We start from the raw sequence: 15,916 nt of genomic DNA, 5'->3' as shown, positions 1-15,916 counted from the left end.
ATCATTCTCCTGATTTTTTCTGTAAGTCATCCGGCTTTAAGTACCCTGGCCTAAATATCTCCTTTTGTATCAGCCTCCTAAAAACCGTATCCTTGGATGATGTATAGGCAGGTGTCATCGGTGCTAAGTAAGGAACACCAAAGGATTTAATAGAAACCATATAAAACAGCCCAACTGAAAATGCGGCTGTCATCCCATAAAATCCGAAGGAAGCAGCTGAAAAAATAAAAAAGAATCTAATTAAACGGATGGCAAAGTTCATACTTATATCTCCAATCGCAAATGAACTTAAGCCTCCCAGGGCAACCACAATGACCACAAGAGGGCTGACTATATTTGCCTGGACGGCGGCTTGCCCTAAAATTAAAGCACCTACGATTCCAATGGTTGGACCAATGGGGCTGGGCACCCGCAAGCCGGCTTCCCGAATCAGTTCAAAAGCAATTTCCATAAGCAGGACTTCCACAACAGAAGGAAAAGGCACGATTTCTCTTGTCGCCGAAATGGCCAGCAACAAATCAGCCGGTATCATCTCAACATGGTAATTGGTTATCGAAATGTATATGGAAGAAATAAATAACGTAATAAATACGGCAAGTATACGCAATGCCCTTGTGAAATTCCCGTATATAAAACGTAAATAGCGGTCTTCAGAGGTATGAAAAAAGGACCAGAATGTAGCCGGGAAAATTAAAGAAGCCGGTGAATTATCCATTAATAAAACAATATAGCCGTCTTCTAAAAATGAAGCGGCACGATCCGGCCTTTCTGTATACAAAATCGTCGGAAAAAGGGTTATATGGCTTTCTTCGAGATATTCTTCTAAAATGGAGAGATTCTGTATAGCATCCACATCAAGTGAATTTACTCTTTCTTTAATCGTGTGGAGCAAATTTTCATTTGCCAGATCTTTTATATAGACGATAAAAAGTTCGTTATTCGATCGCTTGGAGATTGTGGTCGTTTCCACTATCAGATTTTCATTCTTTATTTTCTTTCGGATTAATGAAATGTTTGTGCCTGCTTTTTCATTAAAGGCTTCCTTTGGCCCTTTTATCACAACTTCATTTTCAGCTTTATCAATACCTCTGCCCTGAAAATTATTGGAACTGATAATATATGCTTTCTGATCACCCTCTACCAAAAGTGCTGCATTTCCTGTGTTTAACTCCTTTAAGACATCTCCAATTTCTTCCACAGCAGTTAATGATTGTGCAGAAACAATATCCTTAATTTCTTTAGAAGAACCATTATTTAAAAGTAAAGGCTGGAGGACGTGCTCCTCAATAATCTTCGTATCCGATATGGTGCTTATATAAAAAATGGCGGCTTTCCTGTTTAATCCGCCAATATGAAAGGTACGGACTTTTACATCCATATTATCCGGAATGGAATAGATCGATTTTAACTTTTGGACTGTTTTATCCAAATCAAGATCAATGTTTTTTTCCTTATGTGAATCTTCCTCTGCTGAAGATTGCACTTTAAATGGAAGATGCTTTCTAAAATAAATACTTTGTTTTTTCATTTTCAGCTCTCCGGACTTTTCTCTCATTGTGCCACTATAAAATAGAATTATGCGTTGAGAATGGGAGTTTGACTTTAGAGAGCAAGGTTAGCTATATAACCTTTCCGTCCAGCTGCTTATTGCAGTGCCATTCAAAAAAGGTGCCTCCTCCCTCAGGAAAAGGCACCTTCTTCAATTCGAAACCAGCTCGGATTCATTCAATGTAACCGTAATACCCCCTTTCGAAAGCTTCACAACCACATCCGAATCTCTCGCAATGTCGGGGTCATGCGTAACCACGATCACGCATTTCCCTTCTTCATGGGCCAGCGCCCGCAAAAGCCCGACAATCTCCCTGGCGGTATCTTCATCCAGGTTGCCGGTCGGCTCGTCCGCCACAATCAGCTCGGCGTCACAGCACAAAGCTCTGGCAATGGACACACGCTGCTGCTGGCCCCCGCTTAATGTAAGCACTTTTTGCCGGGCCTGGATTTCAGAAATCCCAACCCGCTGCAGCATTTCCAAAGCAATTGCCTTTTTGTTTTTCGCAGAAGACCCTGTAATCTCCATCGCCGTCAATACATTCTGCAGGGCTGTCATATAGGGAAGAAGATTATAAGATTGAAAGACAATCGAGACATATTTGTTCCGGAACCGCGTCAGTCCGATCTTTCGGATGTCCTTTCCTTCGTACAGCACTTCCCCCTCTTTCGGAACATCCAGGGCACTGGCCAGTGCCAGGAATGTCGTTTTCCCGGATCCGGACGGCCCGATTATGCTGTAAAAATTCCCTTTTTCAAAACTCACATTAATATTTTTCAAGATATCGTGTTTTTTATTTTCATGTTTATACCAGTAGCTGATATTTTTGAATTCCAGCAATGAACTCATTTTTCCATCTCCTTTTAATCCTGCTTGCTTAGAATGGCTTTTGGCTGAAGGCGCAATACGGTTAACGAAGGCAATAATGCCGACAATGCCGCAATCACGAGGCCAATTAGGGCAAGGAAGCCAAGATCTTCTCCCGTCACCTGTACATTCATTTCATCTACTGTCTCCACTGTTTCCTGAGCCTGCATCATTCCCGGACCGAAGCCGCCCATGCCCCTTCCTCTGAAGGATTCAGGTGTATTGGTCTGTTCCGCTGATGCCAATTCCTGATTCAGGAGCTGGTCGCCAAGCTGGCTCGCCACCACATTGCCGCTCGCTGTGGCAATGCCGAGCGATAACACAGCCACGACTAAAATTTCCGCCATAAACTGGCCTGCGAGTTTCCACCTTTTTTCCCCGATCGCCAGCAGGACGCCCATTTCATACTTCCGCTCACGGATCGACATCATGACGATCAGTCCCAATATGATAGCTCCGGCAATGGATACCAGGTACACAATATTTTTCGAAAATCCGGCTACATTCTCAATAGGGCCGACCATTTGCTGATAAAGCCGGTCATCGGCATCAAGCTTGAACGTTTCGAAATCGATGCTACTCTCTGCTTTTGCCTGATCGATAAAGCTCTGCATATCGGCAGGATCATCTATGTAGTAGATGGCGCTATCGATTGTATTTTCATAGTCAGATCCCTTTAGTGCTGCGCCAGCAGTGTATGGAACATATAGTTTGTTATAAGGATTCAGTGCTGTGAAATCCATTGCCTGATCAGATCCTGCAGAAGCTGTTTGATAGATTCCGATCACTTCAAGCTCCATTACAGCCGTTTCATCACGAGGGTTCGTGACGGTAATCTTATCACCAACACCAAGCTCATTTTCTTCCGCCAATGTCTGTTCAATCAGCGTGACATTTTTTCCAATATGCTCTACTGTGATCCCGGTTCCTTCAACCAGTTCCGAGGTTCCATCCATAAACTCCGCAACCGAGTCTGTAAACGCAACACCCTGCAGGCTGACATCCCCCTGCATCATTCCGCCCGGCATGCCTCTTCCAGGCTCCTGCCCTTCACTGCTTTCCTCAGATGTGTCAGAAGCAGCCGACTCGCTTTCAATCGGCTCAAAATCGGAGGCTAGCCCCGTAGTGGATGAGTAAAAATTATAGCCTTTAATCTGGTCATAAGAAGCCAGTTCCTCTGCGGCTTCAAGCGGGACAGGCACTGACTGGAACCGTACCCTCTCCCCTCCGCTCTGCTGCTGGGACATCGCCTGCTCTCTCAGTTTTTCCATATCTGCCTGCAGGGTGACATCTGCCCCCAGCTTTTGGCGGGCGAGATCACCCGACTTTTCGGCAGCTGTCTGGATCGATAATCCAGCCAGCACTAATACACAAATCACGGTAAATACGAAGATCTGCAGAATACTTTTCCCTTTTCGGGCCTTCACGCTTAAAAACGCTCGTTTTAAAAAATTCATCTCAAGATTCCCCTCAGCCCTCTAAATAATTCTTAATCTCATATTCTTCAAACTTTTCTTCCAGCCAGGCGGTGTATTCAGTCTGCATCTCTGTTTCGAATAATGAATTTTTAACCTCTTCTTTCACATCTTCATAGACTGCTTCTTTTGCTTCCTGCTTTTCTGCGACTTTGATTACGTGATAGCCATATTCGGTTTTAACAGGATCGCTGATTTTTCCCGGCTCCAGCGAGAAAGCTACCTCTTCAAATTCTTCGACCATGTCTCCCCTTCCGAAAAACCCGAGGTCTCCGCCAGCATCTTTGTTGCTTTCATCGGTCGAGTATTCAGCCGCCAGCTCTGCAAAATCGCCGCCATCATTCAGTTTTCCAATGACTTCCTTTGCCGTGTCCTCTTCCTCTACTAAAATATGGCTCGCTGATACCTGTTCCTCCTGGGCAAAGCTTTCTTTGTTTTCGTCAAAATAGGTTTTCATATCTTCTTCTGAAATCTCAATCCTTGGTTCCAGAAGCTTTTTCGTTGCAAGGTAGGATTCGATATCCTCCTCAAAATCAGCCATCGAGAGACCGCTTGATTCGAGTGTCTGCTTTAAAGCATCCTCCCCGCCGTATGACTCTGCATATACAGCCTTTTCCTCATCAATTTCTTCCTGTGTCACTTTCACATTTTCTTTCTTCGCTTCCTGATCAATCACTTTCTCGGTGATAAGCGAATCCAGAAGCTCCTGCCCGTACTGGCCAACGAGACGCTCATGCAGCTCATCCCTGCTGATTTTTTCCCCGTTTACAGTCGCAGCCGCATCATCCTCTATTATTGTAAAAAAGATGGCTGCCGCTGCTCCGATTGTTAATACACTGCCTAAAATCCAATAGAAAACTTTCTTATTCTTCATCCCGTTCCCCTCTCCTAATTCACTTTCTGATTGCTTGTCAGCGTGACTTCAGCTGTTTTCAATTCTCCCCCCCGGTAAAATTCAATTTTCACCTTATCGCCAATTGAAAAACCGCTGTATAAATGCTTGCGCAAATCTCCTGAATTCGTGATTTGCTTTCCGCCAATACTGACGAGAATGTCCTCTGCCTGCAATCCTGCTTTAGCTGCAGCGGAGTCCGGATCTATGTTTGCTACAATCGCTCCGCTAGTCACCCCATCAGGAAGATTGCGCAAATATTGAGGCGGCACTTCGTCAAAGCTTGCCAATCCAACGCCAAGATACGGGCGGATCACTTGACCATTTTCAATCAGCTGATCAATCAGTGTTTTCACTTCATTGCTTGGGATTGCAAACCCAAGCCCTTCCACTCCGTTATCCGCGATTTTCAGGCTGTTGATCCCGACCAGCTGCCCGGCTGTATTCATCAATGCGCCGCCGCTGTTGCCGGGGTTGATCGCTGCATCCGTCTGAATGACATTTAAGTTCCATTCCCCTGCAGAAGTGCTCACTTCAATCGAGCGGTCGACCGCACTCACGATGCCCTGTGTCACCGTTCTCGATAAATCTAGGCCAAGCGGATTGCCGATCGCCAGCACCTGATCGCCGGTTCTCAGCTTGGAAGAATCCCCAAACGTCATGGCTGCAGCGTCTACATCCCCTTTGATTTTCAGCACCGCAATGTCTGTCAGAGCATCGGTTCCAATCAATTCTGCTGTTGCCTTCTCCCCATCATGCAGCGTCACCTGAATTTCGCTTGCATTTTCAATCACATGGTTGTTGGTCACAATGTAGGCCGCATCATCTGTCTTTTTAAAAATTACCCCCGAACCCGTACCGCTTTCTGAAGCTTCACTCGACTGGCTGGACGGATTATTGTTTTGCTGCTGCATATTCACAACGCCGACAATCGCCTTCGAAGCCTGTTCAATTGTATCCGCCAGGGAATTGGATGTGGCAGTTACTGGCGTCACATCAAGATTGGATGAGCTTTCAGCTTGTCCAGTTTCTTCCGGAACCGTTGCCTGCGGTGTGTCTTCCTGGAAATACGGAACGGCTGTCAGCGTAAGAGCCGAGCCCAGCACACCTGCTGCCACGGTTGACAGGAATCCTTTCCATACCGGCTTTTTCACTGCCCGGTTCTCCGTTCTGCTTTCTTCGTTAAACTCTGTCATAATTGAACACTTCCTTCTTAATCTATTTTGAATTGAACTAGTTTTCGTTTGCCTTACAAGTCATACTTTAAAGGCCCAATGTGTCAGGAAAATGTCAAAGGCTTTTTTTTTCGAAAAAAACTTGTTCCACTCTTGATAAAAAGGGATTGGCCCAGCAAAACACTTGTTCCTGAGAAGCCATCAAATAAAAGACGCAGACCAAAACTATTATCGAGATCCCCCCCCCCAAAAAAAACACACATGGCGCAGAGGTTTGCACATGTGTGTATAAAGCTTATTTAATCGTTACTTTTTTCCCGTCAAATTTGGTTAGCGTAAAGCCGTTAAAATGCTCATTAAAGGATGAGCTGTAATCCCGCAGGAGCCCAATAGCCACTGCTTCACCAAGCTTTAGCCCTTCTATGCCATCAGAACGCCAATGAACACCTGCTGTGTCTCTGCCAAGGGAAATATTCACACCAAGCTTATTAAGCTCCCCTCCTGCTGTCAGAGGGGTGCCCGGATAAGGAAGCAGGGAGAGTCCATCGAAACTTGCTTCCACCGGATCCGGAATCACAAATGATTCGTTGAAAAATGCTTTAAGGATCGTAATCCCAGCACCTGCAATGCATGCATGGCCGGCAGGGTAGGCTGGATGCGTTGGACAGCCTTCCGGATAAGCCATAGGCAGGAGATAAGATCCATATCTGCTGTAAACCTGAGTAAGCACGCTGGATTCAAGGAGTTCTGAGTGGATCGGGTATTTAGCCGACCCATTCATATGGTTATGAACACGCCCGCCAAATTCTTCGGGACGGAGCCTGCGGTGGACGAGGAACTTTTGAAACCAGGCCGCTTCGAGTGCCATTCTCCCTGCTTTTGTGACCATGTCCAATATATGAGCAGCCCCGAAGGTAATGAATCCTCCCTGGGTAGCCGACTTAAGATAAGGGTTGTGCGCATCGAGAGCAGAGGGCCCATAACTAAGTAAAATTAAACAGGCCGAAAGCGGACATTGAAATGAAAAATCATAATGTACATACTCACCTAAATCACGCCCATTGCGGATATAGCGGGGCACCGGATCTTTTATAGGTTCTTTAGATGAAGAGCCATTTTGTATGTCCAGCCATTCTTCATAAGAAGTCATATGATCAGACCCAGCCAAAGTGGTGCGGTATTTCTGGGGAATGTCTGCAGCACCAAATGGAATGCCCTTCCAAAGAAACTGTGAAATATAGGGACCTGTAAGATTACCTGGAAACTGACTGCGGAACAATGTTTCAGGAGTGACCTTTCCGTTAACTTTCGGTCCTCGAAAATCAGAAAATCCTGATAGTTCAACAGCAGCCTCAGCAATCAGGGGATCACTATCATAGGCCATGAAAGGAATATCCCTTGTAAGTGCCTGCCAGTATAACTCTGCCATTTCTCCCGCCTCCCAGGCGCTGCTGAATGCTGGAGGCTTGGACAGTTTCAATTGATGGCAATCCGGTCCAATTAAATCATATACATAGGAAGCCTGTGGATTGGAAAGCTTCACCTTCCCTCCCATTGGGATCTTTTCGAAATCTTCCGGATTTCCTGACTTTAAAGCTTCCAAATACTGTTCATACGCATCGGATACAACTTCTCCAAGAGAATTGTGGGGAAGCCCTTTAGAGTAGCTGCCTATTTTCCCGGGAAGCTGTTCGTCCCCATTGCATGGATGTTCTTTCGGCGGCAGGAGCAGGTGGGAAGCAGCAGACATAAGGCGGATGCAAAAGGCTGCCTTCATGCGCTTCCACCCAGTTTTAGGAGCTATTAAGCAGCCTTTTTCCTTATCATAGTAAATTTTCTTTTCTTCCATAAAATCTCCCCTGTATCTTTTATTTGGTTTCTTCATGATGATCATTTCATTATATTCACAGGGCAGCTGCAAGCTTGGGTAACAAACTAGAATTCCCCTATTCATTTTGGAAAATGAAAAAGAGGATTAATGGAATTCTCTCAGAAACCCTGATTCCACAAAAAAATGCGCAGAGAAACTTTCTCTGCGCATGTCATGAATCCTTTTCAATCCCAAATCGTATTATAATATAACTAACTAAAAAGCGAGGTGTGGAGAATGTTTGTTAAGCTTTTTCATAAATCAAACCGCACAGGTAAAATCGCCATTCTCACAAGTACCATCCTTTTATTAATAGGCGGATTGACTGCCCTTTTCCTTTAACTGAACCCGGATGATTTGTCTGGGTTTCATGCTTCTAGGATGAACTTCCCCCTATTTTCAAGCTTTCAGGATAGATTTAGGCGCTGTCCTCAAATAAGCTTCTTTTATCAAGCCTTCTGCCTCATTCCACTCTAGTTCAAGATCGCCGAGGATCGAGGTCCAGCCATGCTGTCCGATATAGGGGGTCTTGAAAAAACGGCTGCCTCCCTGCAATAAAAACTCCTGCGTTTCTTTTGATGTTTTCATGGCAATGGACGGAATGCCCTCTTCGTTTTCTCCCAAAATAACAAAAGGCTTATCTTTCACCCGAAATGAAGTATGTCCAAATTTATCAACCTGTTCGGCGGTTTCAGGAAAACCAATGGCAATCTCCCTTACCTTTGCCAGAACCTCTAAGCTTTTTTGCGATTTCAATTGTTTATGGATCATCTAAAAACTCCCTTGTCTGTTCTTTAATGACACTATTCAACAATTTATTAAGAAATCCTTGTATAAAAAGGAAAGTTTCTGGCAGTTATGATTTTGCCAAAAATTTTTTTCAAAACTTCATTCATTTCTCACATTCCCCTTTTAAGATATGAAAAGAAGATGGACGAAGAGGAGCTTTGATGACATGGAAACGGTTAAAGAAATGACGGATATACAAAAACAGCCGCAGACTAACGCATCACTGTACAGAACGGTTTGGAGATGGCATTTTTATGCGGGCATTATTTTTGCGCCATTTCTTTTTATTCTGGCTGTAACTGGAGCAATCTATTTATTTAAGCCGCAAATCGAGGGTGTCCTTTATCAGGATTACTACGAAGTCACCCCTCAGGGTGAAAAAATTTCTGCTTCACAGCAGATTGAAGAAGTGAAGAAGCTTTATCCGGATGCAGCAGTGACGGTGTACCGTCCTGGGGAAAGCCCCGATCGTTCCAGTGAAGTCGGCATTGTGAATAACGATGAATCGATTACTGTTTTTATCAATCCTTATACAGGTGAGTCCCTCGGGGAATTAAACAGCGAAGACCGGATTATGGATAAAATTGAAGAGTTTCACGGGGAACTGATGGCTGGCACTATGGGAGACCGGGTCGTCGAACTGGCTGCATGCTGGGCGGTTGTGCTGATCGTAACAGGGCTTTATTTATTGTTTCCGAAGAAAACGACAGGCGTGGCTGGTGTGCTTTTTCCGCGTTTGAATAAAGGGAAAAAGACTTTTAGAAGAGATTTGCATGCTGTACCTGCCTTTTGGGTCACAGCAGGGATGCTCTTTTTAATCATGACAGGACTCCCGTGGTCCGGATTCTGGGGCACGAACTTTCAGTCGATGGCAACTAATACCGGGCAAGGTTATCCTCCTGCGATCTGGGTTGGAAGCGGACCCCAGTCAACCATCCAAACGAAAGACATTGCTGATGTTCCATGGGCAGCCGAAAATCTGGACGTGCCTGCTTCGGACATTCAGGGATTCATTCGCCTCCCGATTGATGATGTAGTATCTATTGCGGAACGTGAAGGAGTGCATCCAAGTTATTCAATCTATATTCCGCAGTATAAATCGGGTGTATACACTCTTTCCGCCTTCCCGCCAAAAGCGCAGGATGAGATTACGATGCATATCGATCAATACACAGGTGCGGTTTTGACGGATTACCGCTATGACAATTATGGCTGGATCGGAAAAATGGTCGCTTGGGGAATTACACTTCATACCGGAACACAATTTGGCCTGATCAATCAATTAATTAGTCTTTTCATTTGTTTAGGCATCATCCTTGTGGCCGTAAGCGGCTATTATCTGTGGCTCAAACGCAAGCCGAAAAAAGAAATAGGTGCGCCAAAACAAGCTGGGTTCAAAAATACAAAGGGATTCTTCCTGCTGTTAATTGCCATGGGAATCCTATTCCCATTAGTCGGCTTATCGATCATCGCTGTTTTGATGGTTGACTTAAGCTTGATTCGAAGAATACCTGCGTTGAAGAGGTTTCTGAATGCGTAAGTTTAGGTTAAGGGAGTCTAATACCGTGAAAAAATATATCTTTATGGTCCTGCTGCTGTCATTGCTGAGTGCATGCTCACTGGATGAGAAAGCAGCAGAGCTTTACAAACAGGAAACTCCGCTGAAGCTGGAAATACAAACACCTGACAATTTCACAGCTGGAGAACAGGAGACGATTAGAGCCACACTCACACAGGACGGCAAGCCTGCTGTTCATGCCGACTTTGTTCATTTTGAGATATGGAAACAGGACGGCACTGTCCGATATGGGATGGAGGAAGCAGCCGATGAGGGCGGTGGCGTCTACAGCATCAGCAAGGATTTTGACAAGGATGGCCTTTACTTTGTAAAAGTGCACGCCCAGCAAGACGATAGCCTGATCATGCCGCAAAAGCAGTTTATTGTGGGAGAGCTGTCGAAAAGCGACGTGGAATTCCTGCAAGAAGGAACAGGCAGGCAGGAAGCGGGGCAGGGTCATCATCATTAAGGAAAGATGGAGAAATATGAAAACAAAAGGGCAGAAATGACAGTAAAGACTGTCACTTCTGCCCTTTAATATAATTTCTAAATGTATCAATTAATCTACAACCGGAAACCACCCTGGAGTGTTTACGATTGCCTGCCAGAGCGGATCCGGGATGACCAGCTTTTCCTGATCCTTTTTGGATAAAGTGGTGGCAATTTGAGACTCTTTGCCTTCCTGCACCTTCTGCACCCAATCGGGCTCCATAATCAATTCCCGGCCTAGAGCAACCATGGCCACTCCCGTTTCCAGTGCTTTTACGGCTTCATCAGGGGTATGGATCGACCCTACTCCGATAAGCGGCAGGCGATTATCTATTTTTTCTAAGAGATGCTGAATTCTCGGCTTAGCTTCATCAGCCCCGCGTCTTGGCTTGGACCAGAACTCCATCAGGGAGACATGAAGGTAGTCCAGCCCTTTATCTGACAGCACATCGACCAATTGAAGTGTATCTTCCATTGTGATCCCTGGCTCAGTAGGCTCTTCCGGAGAAAAACGGTACCCGACAAGAAATGGCTCTTTCGCATGTTCTTTTACCGCTTTTTGGACTGCGTCTATCACAGCAAGAGGGAACGTCATGCGCTTTTCAAGGCTGCCTCCAAAACGGTCCTCGCGGCGATTTGAATGCGGAGAAAAGAATTGCTGAATTAAATAGCCATTGGCTCCATGAATTTCGACGCCATCATAGCCTGCCTGGATAGCCCTGCGAGTTGTTTCGCCGAAAGCGGTAATGATGTCCTCCACTTCCTTTTCCGACAGTGCTCTTGGCGTGTTGCTGCTTCCTTCAGATGCAATCGCACTGGCACTGACTGTTTCCCCATTTGGAACGAGCTCTGGAGGGCATTCCCTCCCGCCATGAAAGATCTGGAGAATGGCTTTGGCCCCCTGCTCTTTAATGCTGGCTGCCAGCCTCGAAAGACTAGGAATCATCCCATCGTGATCGCCGCCGAATTCACCATGGAATCCCTTTCCGTTGGCAGACACATTTGTACAAGCCGTAATCACCATTCCGGCCCCTTTAGATCGGCGTACGTAATACTCGATCTCGGCATCTGATACGGTTCCATCCGGATGGGATGCAAAATTGGTCATTGGAGCCAGGACCACTCTGTTTTTTAATTCCACATGATTTTTTAACTGAAGAGATTCTAATAGCGGTTTATAGCTTGGATTCATGTAAATCACTCCTTTTTTCGTTCAAACCTAGTTTGTTTAATGTTTACGCAAAATAAACTGACAGCGAAAACGATACTGTAATATTATAAGTTACAGTTTAGGAAGTCAATTATTTGAACCTCAAGCTCCTTCCGCCTGGCGGACAGGGGGACAGGTCCTCTGTCCCTCTGCTCCAAGTAAAAATATGTTAACCTGTCTCCTGATCCCAATAAGAAATATTTTCAATTACCACATCCAGCTGACCGCTTGGGATAATCAGTGAGGTTTGCTCACCCAGATTTTTTAACAGAAGCTGCCTGCCGACAGGAGACAAGAATGAAATGCAACCATTATCAGGGTCCGACTGATCGGGCAGGCATATATAATAATCCTCCCGGTCATCCTCCCCGTCGAATAACACGGTTACCTTTGTTCCAATCAACACTTTTCGCAAAGGCGGTTCTCCAGGAACCTGATTACAAAGCGCAATGTATTGCTCCACTTCACTTACATAAATACTAAGGAAGTCTTTTTTCCGCTCCTTTAACGGAGTGGAAGATACATAAAGGCTATTCAAATCCTGATAGTTTTCATCAATAAACGTCAGCTGTTTAATAAAGTACTCTTTTTCAGTCAGAGCCTCAAGACTATGGTTCATAATAGATACCCCCCTTGCTGGGATCAAACACCTGGCAAAACTTCAATTCTACTGTCATTTCCATGCACCATCCTTCTTTTGAATATATAAAAAGCAGACCTTTCCCGTTTACGAAGAAAGGTCTACTATATATTAACAACATAGCATATATGTACCTGAAAAGCCAGCTAACTTATGGGCTCACCGGCAGGCTTCCGGAGGATTATCATCTGAATCTAAGAAAGTTCTTTCACCATCAATTGGACGCCCCGCATCATTTCTGGGCCATCAAACCTGTGTCCCCCTTGAATAGTTTCACAATTATTAAGCAATCTAAACTGTGTATGGGAGGTGAAGATATTGTCACGTCAGAACGGCAAATCAGAGAAGCAAGCAGCGAAATCCTCAGTTGATAATCGTCAAGGTGCAGGCTCAGAATATGAAAGAGAACGTGCTGGGAAAGTGGAAGGATACGGTCAGCCATACCCGGAAAATGGTGCTAAAAATTAATTATCTTTAAGAGTGAATTAATCGTTAATTCACTCTTTTTGTTTACCACGCAAACTTTTCAGGCATTACGCCTGGGTTAACTGACAGTATCATAGTAGAAATCTTATTAATGGATTAATGACGCTCTCAAATCACTAATGCCATGTTCCAAATAGCCCTTGAGGCAAGTCAGCATATAGATCCAGCCTTCTTTTTGTCCCAGCATCTTGCTTACGGCTTCAGGGTCATTTTCATCAAGACCAGATTCGTTCACCTCAATGATTGTACTCAAATGATCCGGTTCATTCAGTGTAATGGCAACAATTGTTTCTTCATTCGTTTCTCCGCCCCATGAAAACACGATTTTCTTACTTTCCTCAATTTCTAAAACATTTAAAATGCCTTCAGCGTTATATTCATCATATTTTACTATAATCGACTTGCCTTGTTCCCATCTTTCAGAACTCGACGAGAACCAGAAGTGACCGATTTTAGCTGGGTCTACGATTGCTTCAAACACCACATTTGCCGGCTTATTTATTTTTATTTTCGAAGTTATTTGAGTATCCACAATAAATCAGCTCTCTTTCAGATCATTAATACTTCTTATTATATCCTGCACACTATATTTTTTTATAATGTGTATTTTAATTAGCTATACTGCCTTGACCACTTTGGATGCCTTCTCTGCAGGCTTCTTCCATACCAGCGTCAATCCAATCCCAAATGCCAGGATGACCGTTGCAAAATAATAAGGATAGTTAATATCGATATCAAACAGCATTCCCCCAATAATAGGGCCGCTTATATTCGCGAGGCTTGTAAACATCGAGTTCATGCCGCCAACGAAGCCTTGTTCATTGCCGGCGATATTCGAAAGATAGGAAGTGACAGCCGGGCGAAATAAGTCGAATCCTACAAACACAATGAAGGTTACAAGTAAAATCGAGAAGTAGGAATTAACAACAGTCATTAAAAACACAAGCAGGCTGGATAGTATTAAGCTGTAGCGGATCAGTTTGATTTCGCCCCAAATGCGGGTCAGTCGGTCAAACAGGAGGATTTGGGATACGGCTCCGAAAATGGCCCCTCCCGTGATTACAATGGCGATATCTGATGGTTTAAAAGCAAACTTGTGATCCACAAATAAGCTAAAGAATGATTCAAAAGCAGCCAGCCCAAATGAGGCAATAAAAATCAGAATAAAGGCCAGGAGATATTTTGGCTCCATCAGGCGTCGGAAGCCGCCTCTGCCCTCTACTGCCCCTTCCTGATTTTCCTCTTCAGTGCGCTCAGGCTCAGATAATAAAATCATCGAAAGCACTGCTGCAAGTGCACCCATTGCACCCGCAAAGAAGAATGGCACTCGCGTACCAAATTCCGCTAAAAACCCGCCGATGCCGGGACCGATAATAAATCCGGTACTAATAGCGGCTGACATATACCCGAGTGCCTTTGGACGGGTATCCGTCGTCGTGATATCAGCGATAAAGGCTGTCACGGCCGGCATAATAAAGGCCGCACTAATTCCGCCCAAGATCCGGGAAACGAACAGCAGCTCGATCTCTTTGCCGATCCCGAATAAAAATTCAGAAAGGCCGAAAATAAATAGGCCGGTAACAATCATGACCTTCCTGCCCCATTTATCGGCTGCTCTCCCTGCAAACGGGGAAACAATCAGCTGGGCCAATGCAAAAGCGGCTGTTAAATACCCGATGGTAGTGCCAGTTATGCCCAATTCATTCATCAAGGTAGGCAGGACAGGAATGACCAGTCCAATACCCAGAAAGGCTATGAATAAATTCGTCAATAATAATCCTAAAGTGATTTTTTGTGTTTTCATCTATATCATACTCCTTACAAAACAATCAAACTTGATTTAATTATACGTTTTATCCTAGTGTATATAGTAACTATATAGTCAAGGGCAGTGATGTAAAAAATGAGTAAAAAAGATGGCAAATATTTAACGACTGGTGAATTCGCAAAGCTTTGCAAGGTTAACAAGCAGACAATCTTTTATTACGATCAAATCGGGATTTTGTCCCCGGTAAAGAAAAATGAAAAAGGCTACCGCTATTATTCCATTCACCAATTAGAGTTATTTTTTGTGATTGATTTATTAAAGGATCTTGGCATGTCGCTTAACGATATTCAGCAGTACATGCAAAATAAATCGCCCGAAAGCTTTCTATCCATCATGTACCGGAAAAAAGAGGAAATTGTAAAAAAACGGCAGGAAATCGAAATGAAGGAGAAAATGATCGAGGCCAAAATCGGATTAATGGAAGAAGCTTCTCAGCTTGATTTTAATAGGATTACGCTTCAGCCATTGCCGGAAGCAACCCTATATCTAAGCAGGAACATTCAAAATATACCAGATGAAGAATTTGTGGAGGTCATCTCGGATTTTATTAATGAATTGCAGCTTTCACAGCTTGATTCAGGATATCCGATCGGATCTATAACAAAGCGGGAGCAGGTGCTGAAAGGGGAATTCTCCAATTACAGCTATTTGTATATCGAGCAGCCCAATCCAAAGGAGGGACATCCATATTTTCGGGCCGTAAAAGGTGATTTCCTCATCGGCTATCATGTTGGGAGCGAAAAAACTATCACCGATACCTATAAGCGCCTTTTCTCAGAGATGGAACGGCTGCATTTAACCTTAGGGGAGCATGTTTTTGAAGAGTACATTTATGATACCGTAGTACAGAATGATAAGGAGCATTATGTCACTAAAATTATGATGCAGGTTCACCGGGGATAGGATTCCCGCGGTTAGGAAAATTCACAATAATATGATACACTTGATTTACCATTTGATTTACCGTGTACATGTGCCCTGCTCATTCGTGAGCAGGGTTCCTTATTAGAAAAGCGTAAGCGCCTTGTCCACCCCCGACAAGCACAAGACGAGCCTCCCGGAAAGGCGTCCTTTGCCTTTTTGGGAGG

15 protein-coding genes are annotated in these 15,916 nt (G+C 44.4%); 4 read left to right on the top strand and 11 right to left on the bottom strand.

Translation table 11 applies throughout. From position 1 onward, the window contains the following. Position 1: 1 nt before the first annotated feature. The 7 genes from JI665_RS17160 to JI665_RS17130 form a co-directional block, all read right to left on the bottom strand. Positions 2-1,528: a spore germination protein gene (locus JI665_RS17160; RefSeq protein WP_206841226.1), complete on the bottom strand. Its 1,527-nt coding sequence runs from the start codon at positions 1,526-1,528 to the stop codon at positions 2-4. A gap of 171 nt (positions 1,529-1,699) precedes the next feature. Further along, on the bottom strand, positions 1,700-2,398 hold the full coding sequence (locus JI665_RS17155) for an ABC transporter ATP-binding protein (RefSeq protein ID WP_206841224.1): 699 nt from the start codon (positions 2,396-2,398) through the stop codon (positions 1,700-1,702). A 14-nt stretch (positions 2,399-2,412) separates the two neighbouring features. Further along, positions 2,413-3,873: an ABC transporter permease gene (locus tag JI665_RS17150; protein ID WP_206841221.1), complete on the bottom strand. Its 1,461-nt coding sequence runs from the start codon at positions 3,871-3,873 to the stop codon at positions 2,413-2,415. A 13-nt stretch (positions 3,874-3,886) separates the two neighbouring features. Continuing rightward, positions 3,887-4,765: a peptidylprolyl isomerase gene (locus JI665_RS17145; protein ID WP_206841219.1), complete on the bottom strand. Its 879-nt coding sequence runs from the start codon at positions 4,763-4,765 to the stop codon at positions 3,887-3,889. 14 nt (positions 4,766-4,779) lie between these two features. Continuing rightward, positions 4,780-5,979, bottom strand: coding sequence for a S1C family serine protease (locus tag JI665_RS17140; protein WP_206841216.1), 1,200 nt, complete (start codon positions 5,977-5,979; stop codon positions 4,780-4,782). Between the two features lie 274 nt (positions 5,980-6,253). Beyond that, positions 6,254-7,807 carry a vanadium-dependent haloperoxidase gene (locus JI665_RS17135; RefSeq protein ID WP_206841202.1) on the bottom strand — a complete coding sequence of 518 codons (1,554 nt, stop codon included), beginning with the start codon at positions 7,805-7,807 and terminating at the stop codon, positions 6,254-6,256. A 420-nt stretch (positions 7,808-8,227) separates the two neighbouring features. After that, positions 8,228-8,599 (bottom strand): MmcQ/YjbR family DNA-binding protein, encoded by a 372-nt coding sequence (locus tag JI665_RS17130; RefSeq protein ID WP_206841198.1) that lies wholly within the window; start codon positions 8,597-8,599, stop codon positions 8,228-8,230. A 184-nt stretch (positions 8,600-8,783) separates the two neighbouring features. On the opposite strand from JI665_RS17130, the gene JI665_RS17125 reads away from it, so the two are divergent. Together JI665_RS17125 and JI665_RS17120 are read left to right on the top strand one after the other, a co-directional pair. After that, positions 8,784-10,157: a PepSY-associated TM helix domain-containing protein gene (locus JI665_RS17125; protein WP_206841196.1), complete on the top strand. Its 1,374-nt coding sequence runs from the start codon at positions 8,784-8,786 to the stop codon at positions 10,155-10,157. Between the two features lie 25 nt (positions 10,158-10,182). After that, a complete protein-coding gene (locus JI665_RS17120) occupies positions 10,183-10,644 on the top strand; it encodes a FixH family protein (protein WP_206841194.1) in 462 nt (153 codons plus the stop codon). A gap of 90 nt (positions 10,645-10,734) precedes the next feature. On the opposite strand, the gene JI665_RS17115 is transcribed toward JI665_RS17120, so the two are convergent. After that, positions 10,735-11,856, bottom strand: coding sequence for an NADH-dependent flavin oxidoreductase (locus JI665_RS17115; protein WP_206841191.1), 1,122 nt, complete (start codon positions 11,854-11,856; stop codon positions 10,735-10,737). A 187-nt stretch (positions 11,857-12,043) separates the two neighbouring features. Beyond that, complete coding sequence (locus JI665_RS17110) at positions 12,044-12,493, bottom strand: GreA/GreB family elongation factor (RefSeq protein ID WP_206841189.1); 450 nt, start codon at positions 12,491-12,493, stop codon at positions 12,044-12,046. A 339-nt stretch (positions 12,494-12,832) separates the two neighbouring features. Between JI665_RS17110 and JI665_RS17105 the strand changes: the two genes are divergently transcribed. Then, positions 12,833-12,982, top strand: coding sequence for a hypothetical protein (locus tag JI665_RS17105; protein WP_206841187.1), 150 nt, complete (start codon positions 12,833-12,835; stop codon positions 12,980-12,982). A 106-nt stretch (positions 12,983-13,088) separates the two neighbouring features. Here JI665_RS17105 and JI665_RS17100 read toward each other — a convergent pair whose 3' ends face one another. Both JI665_RS17100 and norA read right to left on the bottom strand, forming a co-directional pair. Next, positions 13,089-13,532, bottom strand: a complete 444-nt coding sequence (locus JI665_RS17100; protein ID WP_206841184.1) for an SRPBCC family protein — start codon at positions 13,530-13,532, stop codon at positions 13,089-13,091. A gap of 84 nt (positions 13,533-13,616) precedes the next feature. Further along, positions 13,617-14,804: a multidrug efflux MFS transporter NorA gene (gene norA / locus JI665_RS17095; protein ID WP_206841182.1), complete on the bottom strand. Its 1,188-nt coding sequence runs from the start codon at positions 14,802-14,804 to the stop codon at positions 13,617-13,619. 99 nt (positions 14,805-14,903) lie between these two features. On the opposite strand from norA, the gene JI665_RS17090 reads away from it, so the two are divergent. Continuing rightward, positions 14,904-15,731, top strand: a complete 828-nt coding sequence (locus tag JI665_RS17090) for a MerR family transcriptional regulator (protein WP_206841180.1) — start codon at positions 14,904-14,906, stop codon at positions 15,729-15,731. Positions 15,732-15,916 lie beyond the last annotated feature (185 nt).

Origin of the sequence: Bacillus sp. NTK034, from assembly GCF_017303275.1 — a bacterium.
Lineage (GTDB): Bacteria > Bacillota > Bacilli > Bacillales > Cytobacillaceae > Cytobacillus.
The sequence above is the reverse complement of the archived record's forward strand: the minus strand, read 5'-3'. Positions and strand labels throughout refer to the sequence as shown.

What these genes read in the sequence shown, in the direction of transcription:
- JI665_RS17160 (WP_206841226.1), bottom strand. Translation starts at nt 1,528, where the DNA reads ATGAAAAAACAAAGTATTTATTTTAGAAAGCATCTTCCATTTAAAGTG.
- JI665_RS17155 (WP_206841224.1), bottom strand. Translation starts at nt 2,398, where the DNA reads ATGAGTTCATTGCTGGAATTCAAAAATATCAGCTACTGGTATAAACAT.
- JI665_RS17150 (WP_206841221.1), bottom strand. Translation starts at nt 3,873, where the DNA reads ATGAATTTTTTAAAACGAGCGTTTTTAAGCGTGAAGGCCCGAAAAGGG.
- JI665_RS17145 (WP_206841219.1), bottom strand. Translation starts at nt 4,765, where the DNA reads ATGAAGAATAAGAAAGTTTTCTATTGGATTTTAGGCAGTGTATTAACA.
- JI665_RS17140 (WP_206841216.1), bottom strand. Translation starts at nt 5,979, where the DNA reads ATGACAGAGTTTAACGAAGAAAGCAGAACGGAGAACCGGGCAGTGAAA.
- JI665_RS17135 (WP_206841202.1), bottom strand. Translation starts at nt 7,807, where the DNA reads ATGGAAGAAAAGAAAATTTACTATGATAAGGAAAAAGGCTGCTTAATA.
- JI665_RS17130 (WP_206841198.1), bottom strand. Translation starts at nt 8,599, where the DNA reads ATGATCCATAAACAATTGAAATCGCAAAAAAGCTTAGAGGTTCTGGCA.
- JI665_RS17125 (WP_206841196.1), top strand. Translation starts at nt 8,784, where the DNA reads ATGGAAACGGTTAAAGAAATGACGGATATACAAAAACAGCCGCAGACT.
- JI665_RS17115 (WP_206841191.1), bottom strand. Translation starts at nt 11,856, where the DNA reads ATGAATCCAAGCTATAAACCGCTATTAGAATCTCTTCAGTTAAAAAAT.
- JI665_RS17110 (WP_206841189.1), bottom strand. Translation starts at nt 12,493, where the DNA reads ATGAACCATAGTCTTGAGGCTCTGACTGAAAAAGAGTACTTTATTAAA.
- norA (WP_206841182.1), bottom strand. Translation starts at nt 14,804, where the DNA reads ATGAAAACACAAAAAATCACTTTAGGATTATTATTGACGAATTTATTC.
- JI665_RS17090 (WP_206841180.1), top strand. Translation starts at nt 14,904, where the DNA reads ATGAGTAAAAAAGATGGCAAATATTTAACGACTGGTGAATTCGCAAAG.